This is a genomic window from Nostoc sp. ChiVER01, from assembly GCF_034531155.1.
In the GTDB taxonomy this organism is placed as follows: domain Bacteria; phylum Cyanobacteriota; class Cyanobacteriia; order Cyanobacteriales; family Nostocaceae; genus Nostoc.
Window position 1 is genome coordinate 163,941 of the sequence record NZ_JAVRBS010000010.1, and the last position, 12,090, is coordinate 176,030.

Genomic DNA, 12,090 nt, shown 5'->3' on the forward strand with positions numbered 1-12,090 from the left:
TACGATTCATTGCGTCTCTTCTACAATTCATCGCGTCTTTTCTACAATTCATTGCGTCTCTAAATACTGATTAACAACGAGGTAAATATATGTCTCAAAATACAATTAGCCATCTAATTCATGATAGAAACGCCCGTGGTCACGCCAAAATGGGCTGGCTCGATAGTTATCACACATTTTCCTTCGGTAGTTTTTACGATCCCAACCGCATGGGATTTCGTTCTCTGCGAGTGATTAACGACGATCGCATCGCCCCTGGTGCTGGATTCCCCACCCACAGCCATCGTGACATGGAAATCCTCACTTATGTCTTAGAAGGTGCTGTAGAGCATAAAGATAGCTTGGGTACTGGGTCAGTAATTCGTCCTGGTGATGCACAGATTATGAGTGCTGGAACTGGAATCAGCCACAGTGAATTTAATCCTTCGCCAACTGAACCACTACACTTGTTACAAATTTGGATTCTTCCCGACCAAGAAGGGTTGACACCAAGATATGAACAAAAAGCTTTTCCTTTAGAAGAAAAGCGTGGCAAATTACGCTTAATTGCTGCTAAAGATGGGCGCGATGGTGCTGTGACAATTCACCAAGATGTTGATTTATACACATCTGTTTTAGAATCAGGTGATGTTGTTAATTATCAAATCAAACCTGGTCGCTATGCCTGGTTACAAATAGCCCAAGGTATAGTTAACTTAAATGGTGAAGAACTCAGAGCAGGCGATGGAGTGCAAATCAACGGTGAAGAACAGCTAGAAATTAGCACCAACATCGGCGGCGAAATCTTACTTTTTGATTTAGCGTAATCTAGCAATCCTGAGTCATTGCTGAGAAACAAGATCCCCCACTTCGTAAAAGTTGTGGGGGATATTTCAATACGGTTCAGATAAGCTTTTTCTCTTCCCCTGCTTCCCCTGCGTCCCCTGCTCCCCCTGCCTGCCTCAACGGAAGGGATATAAGATAGATAAGAATAGGGGATAGAAGAAAGTAGTAAATTGATTTTGTAAATTAAATTAAAAAATTGCTATACAGATAATTCCCTCAAGATAGTGGCTCAAATGTACTAGTAAGGGTCAAATACTAGAAAATTAGTAGAAGTAAAGTGTAACAGGCATGAAACCATTGGAAATACGTGATGTTGATTCTCGATATAACCCAGCAGCGATTGAGGAAAAATGGCAAAAAACATGGGTAGAACTTGGCTTAGATAAAACACCGACAGCTAGCAACAAGCCAAAATTCTACGCTTTATCCATGTTCCCTTATCCATCGGGCAGCCTACACATGGGTCACGTCCGTAATTATACGATTACCGATGTGATTGCCCGCCTTAAAAGAATGCAAGGCTATCGAGTAATACATCCAATGGGTTGGGATGCCTTTGGCTTGCCAGCAGAAAATGCCGCCATTGACCGTGGTGTACCGCCAGCAAAGTGGACTTATCAGAATATGGCCCAGATGCGGCAACAATTGCAGCGTCTTGGTTTATCCATTGACTGGGAATGTGAACTTGCTACCTGTTCACCCGATTATTACAAGTGGACACAATGGATTTTCTTGCAGTTTTTGCAAGCGGGGTTAGCTTACCAAAAAGAAGCAGCAGTAAATTGGGATCCCATTGACCAAACTGTATTGGCAAATGAGCAAGTCGATAACGAAGGACGTTCTTGGCGCAGTGGCGCAATAGTTGAGCGCAAATTATTGCGACAGTGGTTTTTCAAGATTACCGATTATGCCGAAGAATTACTCAATGACTTGGATAAGTTAACAGGTTGGCCGGAACGCGTCAAATTGATGCAGGCAAACTGGATTGGCAAATCCACAGGCGCTTATTTAGAATTTCCCATTATTGGGATAGATGAAAAAATCGCCGTGTACACCACACGTCCAGATACCGTTTATGGTGTCAGCTACCTGGTGTTAGCACCAGAACATCCCTTAACAAAGCGTGTCACTACAAAAGAACAACTTGTAGCCGTAGAAGCTTTTATTAAAGAGGTTTCCAATCAAAGTGAGTTGGAACGTACTGCTGAAGACAAACCGAAGCGGGGTATTTCTACAGGTGGAGTGGCAATTAACCCGTTTTCAGGGGAAGAAGTGCCGATTTGGATTGCTGACTATGTACTGTATGAGTATGGTACTGGGGCAGTGATGGGTGTACCAGCCCATGATGTCCGGGATTTTAAGTTTGCCAAAAATTACGATTTGCCAATTAATTTTGTTATCGCTTCCCCAGATGATGTTGCAGGTTTTGATTTAACTCCAACATCAGAGATTAATGAAGTCAGACAACTTACCCAAATTGAATATAACCAGGCATACACTGAACCAGGAATTTTAATTAATTCTAGGTCTTTTACCGGTATGACTTCCACAGATGCTAAACAAGCGATAATTGAATACGCCGAACAACAAGGTTTTGGTAAAGTACGGGTGCAATATCGCTTGCGGGATTGGTTAATTTCGCGGCAGCGTTACTGGGGCGCACCGATACCTGTAATCCACTGTCCCAACTGTGGGATAGTGCCAGTGCCTGATAAAGATTTACCAGTTCAGTTGCCAGAAGAAGTGGAATTTACTGGACGTGACGGTTCACCTTTAACTCAGTTAGAAAGCTGGGTAAATGTGCCTTGTCCAACTTGTGGCACTCCGGCAAAGCGGGAAACTGACACGATGGATACTTTTATTGATTCCTCGTGGTATTTCTTGCGCTTCCCTGACGCTAAAAATGAACAACAGGTTTTTGATTCCACTAAAATTAACGACTGGATGCCAGTTGATCAGTACGTGGGTGGAATTGAACACGCGATTTTACATTTGTTATATTCGCGCTTCTTTACTAAGGTACTACGCGATCGCGGTTTGTTAAACTTTGATGAACCCTTCCAACGCCTGTTAACTCAAGGTATGGTACAGGGTTTAACTTACCTAAATCCCAACAAGGGCGGTAAAGATAAATGGATTCCTTCTGATCTGGTAAATTCTGCTAACCCCCGCGACCCTCAGACAGGTGAACCACTGCAACGTCTCTACGCCACCATGTCTAAATCAAAGGGTAACGGTGTAGCCCCAGAAGATGTAATTTCCAAATACGGTATAGATACAGCGCGGATGTTCATTTTGTTCAAAGCGCCGCCAGAAAAAGACCTGGAATGGGATGAAGCCGATGTGGAAGGACAATTCCGCTTTTTAAATCGAGTTTGGCGTTTGGTGACAGATTATGTTGCAGCTGGGGTATCCCATAAGCAAGTGCAACTCGCTGATTTAACTAAGGCAGAAAAAGAATTGCGACGGGCGATTCACACGGCTATTCAAGCAGTGACAGAAGACGTTGAAGACGAATATCAATTCAACACAGCTATATCAGAATTGATGAAGTTGAGTAACGCTCTAACTGATGCCGATGGGAAAAATTCACCAATTTACGCAGAAGGTATTCGCACTTTGGTGGTATTGCTAGCACCCTTTGCACCACACATTGCTGATGAATTGTGGCATTTATTGGGTGAAAGTAATTCAGTTCACACTCAAACTTGGCCGTCATTTGACCCGGCTGCTTTGGTAGCTGATGAAATTACTTTAGTAATTCAAATTATGGGCAAAACTCGCGGCTCGATTCAAGTACCAGCGCAAGCAGATAAAGCAGCGTTGGAGAAATATGCCCGTGAATCAGAAATTGCCCAACGTTACATCGAAGGTAAGGAGATTAAAAAGGTAATTGTCGTGCCTGGAAAGTTGGTAAATTTTGTAGTTAGCTAAGTACAGCTTTGCCTAAAATCTTGGCGAATTGAGGGTTGAAATTTCAACGCGGATGCGCTTCATCTTCGCGCAGGGTAGAAGCGCAGACAATTCGCTAGGAATTAATTATTGTACTTAGCGATCAATAAAATTGTAAATATAGCCTGACCAAACATCTGGGAAAAGGTTAAAGGTTTTTTCTTTCCCCTTTTCCCCTTAACCGACAAGTATTGTAACCACTTCGGTATTATTGTTTGCACAAACAATCGTAATTGGGAAAAGTTTGCAGCACGGATAGATGAAGCTCTGACAATAGAAGAACCGTTGCAAGGAAAACTAATTCGTGTGGTACGTCCAGTCACTTAAAATAATTCGTAATGACGCTCCTGCGTCGCTAACGCTGCGCTAACGTAATTAAGTTTTGAAATGGTGATTTAAACCCTGTCTAATACCAATTCTCCAAAATGAGGCAACAGATGTAAATCAGGAAAGTCTTGCTGCATCTAAGTTTCTTAATTGCGTTAGCGTTAGCGAAGTGGTAGCGTTCGCGCAGCGTCTCGTAGAGAGGAACGAGCGTCCGTAGGAGCGTCATTGCGAATTGGCATAACATACTTGCGGCTTGTTATAAACAGGGGATTTAAACCCACAGAATTGCTTAAAAAGTTTTGATGGAATGCACAAATGCTAAAGTCATCAAGTATGTGTTGCAACAATTGTTATACCAGTAATTTATCACTCTGGTATATGTGTATTTAAAAACATCTGTATGATCTTCCAGAGAGTTTAACTGTTTTATTTATACACGAAAAAACGCTTGAGAGTTTTGCTCACTCAAGCGTTTCCTCGTAAAAGCTTATACCAACTCACTCGTTTGATGCAACATTTGAAATCTGCAACGCCCCCTTATTAGGGAGCATTGCGAGGATAACTTGTGACAAACATGTGGTGAAATGGTATCACTCCTTGCACTAATTAAGAATATCTCTTTTGCAAGAATACCGGGGATCTGATGAGTGACAGTTTATGAACTGAACACTAGTTAAAAACGACTCATCATGAATAGTAATTAACAAGACTAAGCATGATTGTAGCAATTTTGTGAGTATAGTATAAAAACTTATAGTTTATTGGCGATCGCCTACTACTAAGTACAGTTTTAAATGTGCAGCGAGTAACAGCATACTTATCTCAAAATTGGCTGCAAATGAACCAGAAAGCATCAGTAGAAAATCGCCATTGAGTAAGCCAGGATAAGCCTTTAATATTGACAGCGAAATGATTTGGAGGAAAATAAATTATCAGATCCTCAATGGATAAAAGTATTCTTTAGAGGATGGCAACCGAAGAACAAATGCTCGACCTAAGCAGATTGAAAAGTTTGGGTTAAGTATCTTCTATCTCTTATCAAACGGCAACATGCAGCGCTTCCGCATAGTGTAGGCAGTTACTTCATTCATTGAAGCAAAACACAGCTTTTTCACTGACGATTTCGCGTGTTTATATAAAAACAATAGAGGCAGATTATGGGTAAGATTTAAGAATTTATTATATCTGTGCCTCATCTAGATAGAGGTTTCACCTTTGGTTAAAATAGCCGCTCTCCTACGAGCAAACGCCTTAACCTGTTGTCTAGGTGTGTGGTAAGATTGCCTGTGAACAGGGGTTTTATTTGAGTTGGAGTCTCGTATAAATTGCAAAGGTCAAGCTGACCGATTATTAACTCCCACGATACTTTTCCTATGAATTTGGAAAATATACAACAAGGCTGGTGACGAACTGAGTGGAATTTGTAGATGAATATCTAGAATTTGCTATCAGACTTAACCAACTCCCACAATTTTGACTTTTATTTGATTTTTAGGATAGACATATGAACGACAAGCTGATGCTGATGATTCCAGGCCCAACCCCGGTGCCAGAAGCTGCCTTACTGGCATTAGCCAAGCATCCGATTGGACACCGCACCAGTGAATTTAGCAATATATTGGCAGAGGTAACGGAAAACCTCAAGTGGCTACATCAAACTCAAAGTGATGTGCTAACGCTGAATGTCAGTGGTACGGGTGCTGTAGAAGCCGGAATAATTAATTTTCTCTCTCCAGGCGATCGCATTTTAGTTGGTTCTAATGGTAAATTTGGCGAACGCTGGGTAGAAGTTGGTCAAGCCTACGGTTTGAATGTAGAAGAAGTTAAGGTGGAATGGGGAAAACCCTTAGACCCCGCAGCATTTGCCGAAAAACTGCAAGCTGATACTCAAAAGCAAATTAAAGCCGTAATCATTACCCACAGCGAAACCTCGACGGGTGTTTTGAATGATTTAGAAACCATCAACCGCCATGTTAAAGAACACGGTGAAGCTTTAATTATCGTTGATGCCGTCACTAGCTTGGGTGCGTTCAATCTACCTGTGGATGCTTGGGGCTTGGATATAGTCGCCTCCGGTTCCCAAAAAGGTTATATGATTCCACCGGGATTGGGTTTTGTCTCTGTCAGCCCCAAAGCTTGGGAAGCTTACAAAACGGCAAAGCTACCGAAATATTATTTGGACTTAGGCAAATATCGCAAAGCCACAGCCAAAAATACAACTCCATTTACTCCACCTGTGAACTTGATTGTAGCGCTGCATACCACGTTGCGAATCATGAAGGAGGAAGGCTTAGAATCAATATTTGCTCGACATGAACGGCTAAAAAATGCTACCCGCGCCGCCATTCAAGGCTTAAATTTACCCTTGTTTGCAGCAGATAGTTCCGCTAGCCCGGCAATTACGGCTGTAGCACCACAAGGAATTGAACCGGATAAGATTCGGTCATTGATGAAAAAACGTTTTGATATTGCCCTAGCGGGTGGTCAAGACCATTTGAGTAATAAGATTTTTCGCATTGGTCACTTGGGTTTTGTGAGCGATCGCGATATTCTTAGCTGTATCGCATCCTTAGAAGTTACCCTAAGAGAACTTGGCTATGAAGATTTCACCCCTGGATCTGGTATAGCAGCAGCAGTTAGAGTGTTTACACAATAGTCATTGGTCATTTGCAAAGGACAAAGGACAAATCAAAAGAGCGAGTTAAATTATCAACTTGCTCTTTTAATTTGTATATAAATAAGTAAAAACCGCCAAAGTTAATAAACTTATATATCAACCTTTGCACAAGGTATAGTGTGACATGTCCCAATTTTCATAAATTATACCAAGTTGCTCTAAATAGTATTGCTCTGAAGACAGTCAGATAGCTTATTCAACACCAAACAAGACTAATTTTGGCAACTTAGCATGATACTGAATTGGTATAAATAGAGTATTTTTTCAGATTCTGATAACAGCCTTTTAGTAGAGACTTTTAATCCAAAATCCAAAATTATTATGACTATGCCGTTTCCAACCAATCATAAATTTGGTCTAACTGCTCTAGAGTAATCAAACCATATTGCCAAAGAATCATTGCCAAAGGGCCTGGATCTTGCTCTCGATGCCGAAGTGCCACCGCCAGCGATGCCGTGGAAATTGCTAAATCTTCTTGCAAAAAATTAATCAGTCGAGAATATTTTGATTGTGACATTTGTATCTCACCTCCTTGTGCAGAATGTATTGTCATATATCAGTTCACCATTGCTTGGTAGCCACTAGCCAGTATTTTATCTGTCACTTTGCCGTTATCGGCTATACACCCTAGCAGAGTATTTGTGATTTGCCTTTAACAAAGGCTTCTCATAGAAACTCTGAAAAATAAAAATTTTCTTACAAATTATCTGCTCAATTGTTAAGCAGTATTCTTACTTAGTTAAATTGGCTCCATTTTGTTTACTTTTGTGCGTTATTTAATTACACATGGAGTAACAAAGATTCCATAGCCTATATTCTCTTATTGGCGACTGTTTACACTTGCGCCCAAGGGAATATTTTTGCCAAACCTCAAGACTGCGATTTCGGGTTGGAGACAGTAGAATTTTACATTATCACCACAGTTTTTAAATAGTAGCGTTACAGATGAATTTTTTCCATAAGACGTGCCATTTTTTACAGAAAAAACATAGATTTCGATAGTATAGACTCTGAACAGAGAAACTATCCAAATCTTTATCTACGCAAAGCACCGAAGTCTCAACGCTCAATTTTGACAATATCGCCCGCTTTCAACTTCAACTCGGCAGCTCTGCCAGAGCGAAGTTCAATCACCTGATTGATTGGTGTATTGGGCCCATAGGTAGGACAAGGCTCACTAGCACAAGGAGGTGCAGCAGCCTGAATATATTTAACGACTCCGTTTTGTAAAAATACCATATCTAAGGCCACAGGTACATTCTTCATCCAAAAACTAACTGGTTGTGGTGAAGGGAACCCAAACAACATCCCCCGGTTATCTGGCAAAGCTGGTCGATACATCAACCCCATTGCTTGCTGTTGTGGTGTCTGCGCCACTTCTAACTGAATTGTTGTGCCATTAGGAACAATAGCTTTAGCAGAAATTGGTAGTTTTTGACCTAAACTCTCTGGTGCTGGAGTTTGAGAATTAGACGTAGGGCTGGGAGGTTTAGCTGTTGTTGGCACAGAACAGCCCATCAGTAAAATACTTAGCACCATTGAAAGCAAACTTAGTCGATAAATCATAATTATTTTTGATTTTGTAATTTAGATTTCAATTTTACAGAATTTAAGCTAAAAAACTTACGGCTTTTATTCGTCCTTTCAGGAGGCAGGAGTAACCCACACCTTATGCAAGGTAGGATTGAAGGGACGCTTTGTGCTTCGTCGTACCGCGATGCTCGTAAGCGACGTAGGAGCGTCTGACTCGCTCTAAGCATTTGCGTAGCGTCTCGTAGAGAGTGTACTAAGATTCTCTCAAAACGTACCCTACACCTCGCACCGTTTGAATGAGGCGCTTTTGTCCTTCATCTTCAATTTTTAGGCGCAAGTAGCGGATATACACTTCAATTACATTGGACTCGCCCAGAAAGTCGTAACCCCAAACGTTTTCTAAAATTTGTTCGCGGGTTAATACCTCACGGGGATGTTCCATTAAGAATTTTAATAGCTCAAATTCTTTCATTGTCAAGTCAATTGCTCGTCCGCTATGTATGGCACGGCGAGTTGCTATATCTAAAATCAGATCCCCAAAGCGTAACTGCTCCGTGGTATCCACATCAGGTTTTAAGTAGAGCCGAATCAACTTTAAAAAGTCTTCTGAGCGATAAGGTTTGAGGATGTAATCATCCGCTCCTGCTTCTAGACAAGCTACACGATCATCAACTGTATCCCTTGCCATTAAAATTAATACAGGCGATCGCATACCAGTACTTCTTAGATTTTTGCACAATGAGAGTCCTGATTCTCCTGCTAGCATCCGGTCTAAAACAATTAAAGCAGGTTGGCGATCGCGACAGTGTTGTAAACCACTAGTCGCATCATGAGCCAAAATTGATTCATACCCGGCTTCTTGCAAATCGCAAGAAAGCTGATTTGCTAGGCTCTCATCGGTTTCAATCACCAAAACACAGGGACTTGGAGCAACTGTCATAACAATTTGGGATATTGGATTTGAGATTGTAAAGATATTCCAGAGAAAATCTTTACATCAGTTATAAAGTGCAATTACGAGTTATTAGTGATGGAGCAATCCTGATTTGACACGCTGCTAAGAATCTTTTAGCACGTTCAGGTGTCAGCCATCTAATTCTTGGATGCAATCTTAATAACTAAATCCAAATACCATCTTTACACCAGTAATTCTGGAAGGAAATCAGTAAGTTGGGGAGTGGGGGATGAGGGAGATAATCCATTCAAAATTCAAAAACTTCTGCCTCCTGCCCAATCTCTACGGCAATTCTACCGAAGTTGGTTTAGCAATATGTGGTAAACCCCAACCTAATTTTTCTCGTAAAATTCGGAAAAACTCAGGCGGTTGCAGACGAATAAATCGAACACTATATTGCGATCGCTCCATATATACTCTATCTTCTGGTAGTACATAGCACCCTCCATTACCATCCACCACCATTACCAGCCGAGGAATGTTAACTGGGTAAATGTTGACCGATTCAGTATCTGGAAATACTAATGCTCTAGAAGCTAAGGAATGGGGACAAATGGGTACTAGCTGTAAAGCAGGTACACCAGGGGTAACAACTGGGCCACCAGCACTCAATGAGTAAGCTGTAGAACCAGTAGGTGTAGAAACAATTACACCATCTGCTGCAATATCTACTGGCGCATGACGCCCTATGGCAATTTCAAAATGGCACATAGAGGTCAAAGGTTCGCGGTGCAGAACCATTTCATTTAAGCAGAGGGCTTCCCACAGCACTGAATCTCCCCGAAACACTTTGACGGTGAGCATGGCTCGTTCTTCAATTTCATACTCACCCGTCATTGCCTGTTCTAGTGCTTGAGGCAATTGATTCAGGAAGGTTTCTGTTAAAAATCCCATGTGGCCGGTATTCACTGTTAGCAGTGGAATACCACAGGGAGCCACCTGACGAGACGCTGCTAAAACAGTCCCGTCTCCCCCTAACACCACTGCAAACTCCATATCCGAGTCAAAACCAGGGGGCGTTAGACCATCAATGGGGGTGTGGCATACAGGACTCTCCGGGTTAGAGTAGCCCAATATTCCACCGATACTCGATGTGACACACACATCCCAACCAGCTGCGGTTAGCTTGTCTTTCAACTCGATAGCGACACGGCCGGCTATCGGTTTAACGTCATTGTAGATAATGCCTGCTTTCGGCACACTCAAATATCCAAGTTTAGGCGATGCTCTGTATTATGTAATCCTTACACATTTTGGTCATGTAGTCATTAATCTAGAGTCAAATATCCAAAGTCTAGACTTTTATGACTAATGTCTGTTTTGTAATAATTATTGACTATTGGCTTTTGAAGACTGTTTAAAAGGAGTTTTTTTAGGTTTCTGCTTTTTATTTTTATTTTTCTGGTAGTCTAACTCTTTGAGCTTCTTCATTATTCGACTGAAGTACTCTTGTAGATAGCTTTCTAGGGTTGTGGTTTGTTGCGGATCTAAGCCAAAAATTGTGTATACTTCATCCATTGAAGCATTTAACTCTTTACCACTAGCTAATACTTCTGTAAATGCTAGCCTGTCTGCTACGTTCCATCCCCACTGAAAGAACCGCATTAAGCCGCGCACAGCACGCAGCAAGGTTATTGGCATCCGTGTTACTCTGGCATCTTTTCCAGATAAACGTTCGCATAGGTTAATAATTTCTTCTGCACTCCACGCACGAGTACCGACTACAGGAAAAGTTTGGTTTTGCGTTTCTGGCACACTCAATGCACGGATTGCGAACTTAGCAATGTCCTGAGTATCCATATAGGCGATGGGAGAAGAATTACCAGTCACCCAAACTGGCTGTGATTCCAAAATAGGAATTCCGTACTGACCGATTAATCCTTGCATAAACCCAGCTAGGCGCAAGATGGTGTAATTTAAGCCAGACTCAGCCAAGAAGAGTTCTGTACACCGCTTAATTTCCATTAACGGCACTTCTGGGTATTTATCAGCATCTAATATCGAAAAGAAAATAAAACGCTCTACACCTGCTGCTTTTGCTGCTTGAATCAATGCTACTTTGCCGTCCCAGTCCACTTGTTTGATACTCAGTGAATCTGTAGGACGAGATGTTGATGCATCAATAACTTGGGTTACTCCTTCTAAAGCTTCCGCTAAGGTATCGGGGTAACGTAAATTTCCCGGTACGAGTTCTGCACCCCATTCTTTGAGAAAAGCTGCTTTTTTACTGCTTCGGACAAGACAGCGTACTTTATATCCCTCATCGATTGCACGACGAGCCACTTGTCTTCCTAAGGTGCCAGTGGCACCGACGATTAATAATGTCATGAGGGTTGTAATAAATTTTATTGTTTTATGAAAAGAATGTTATCAGAATAACCTATGCAAACAAAACTTTACATCTTTTCTAAGAAAATCGTTTGTTATGGGCAGACTCATGGGAAAATTGCTGTCCGGTAAACGGACAGCAATTTTCCCTGTTAGCGAAAAGTATGAACGCCAGATTGGGGCGAACAGAACTTTTCAAGGCAGAGGAAAACCTCTTTCCTCTCAATAGCCAATTACCGTAGGGATTATTCTTCTGTGCCTTGAATTTTTAGTAACAACGCGCCTAAGCCCCAGCCTACGAAGATTAAACCGAAGGACAATAGAGCTGCATTCAAAAGTTCGCCGCCCATTGGTGTGATTCTCCTTATGCAAATTAGTGTGTGTAAACTAGGTCTATCAGAAGCTCTTGAATTGTTGCTGTAGAATTAGACCTGTGTAAATAATCTTAAACTAGTTTAGCAAGTAATCCCTACTGGTTTGGGGGGCAATCCCT

General features: G+C 41.6%; 9 protein-coding genes. 3 read left to right on the forward strand and 6 right to left on the reverse strand.

Annotated features, from left to right (window positions below; translation table 11 throughout):
* The first annotated feature begins 89 nt into the window (after positions 1-89).
* The 3 genes from RMY00_RS15635 (at position 90) to RMY00_RS15645 (ending at position 6,760) form a co-directional block, all read left to right on the forward strand.
* Positions 90-806: a pirin family protein gene (locus RMY00_RS15635; RefSeq protein WP_322648405.1), complete on the forward strand. Its 717-nt coding sequence runs from the start codon at positions 90-92 to the stop codon at positions 804-806.
* 307 nt (positions 807-1,113) lie between these two features.
* On the forward strand, positions 1,114-3,759 hold the full coding sequence (gene leuS / locus RMY00_RS15640) for a leucine--tRNA ligase (protein ID WP_322648406.1): 2,646 nt from the start codon (positions 1,114-1,116) through the stop codon (positions 3,757-3,759).
* Positions 3,760-5,608: 1,849 nt separating this feature from the next.
* Positions 5,609-6,760, forward strand: a complete 1,152-nt coding sequence (locus RMY00_RS15645; RefSeq protein WP_322648407.1) for an alanine--glyoxylate aminotransferase family protein — start codon at positions 5,609-5,611, stop codon at positions 6,758-6,760.
* 346 nt (positions 6,761-7,106) lie between these two features.
* Here RMY00_RS15645 and RMY00_RS15650 read toward each other — a convergent pair whose 3' ends face one another.
* From RMY00_RS15650 to RMY00_RS15675, 6 genes are all read right to left on the reverse strand, one after another.
* Positions 7,107-7,334, reverse strand: a complete 228-nt coding sequence (locus RMY00_RS15650) for a DUF2949 domain-containing protein (RefSeq protein WP_100900719.1) — start codon at positions 7,332-7,334, stop codon at positions 7,107-7,109.
* 506 nt (positions 7,335-7,840) lie between these two features.
* Entirely contained in the window at positions 7,841-8,347 is a 507-nt protein-coding gene (locus tag RMY00_RS15655) for a DUF192 domain-containing protein (RefSeq protein ID WP_322648408.1), read from the reverse strand.
* A gap of 220 nt (positions 8,348-8,567) precedes the next feature.
* The gene (nblR, locus tag RMY00_RS15660) at positions 8,568-9,254 is read right to left on the reverse strand and encodes a response regulator transcription factor NblR (protein WP_100900721.1); all 687 of its coding nucleotides are present in this window, start codon (positions 9,252-9,254) and stop codon (positions 8,568-8,570) included.
* A 297-nt stretch (positions 9,255-9,551) separates the two neighbouring features.
* Positions 9,552-10,469, reverse strand: a complete 918-nt coding sequence (locus tag RMY00_RS15665) for an NAD(+) kinase (RefSeq protein ID WP_322648409.1) — start codon at positions 10,467-10,469, stop codon at positions 9,552-9,554.
* 129 nt (positions 10,470-10,598) lie between these two features.
* Positions 10,599-11,597: an SDR family oxidoreductase gene (locus RMY00_RS15670; protein ID WP_322648410.1), complete on the reverse strand. Its 999-nt coding sequence runs from the start codon at positions 11,595-11,597 to the stop codon at positions 10,599-10,601.
* Positions 11,598-11,842: 245 nt separating this feature from the next.
* Entirely contained in the window at positions 11,843-11,947 is a 105-nt protein-coding gene (locus RMY00_RS15675) for a PetM family cytochrome b6-f complex subunit 7 (protein WP_118167852.1), read from the reverse strand.
* Positions 11,948-12,090 lie beyond the last annotated feature (143 nt).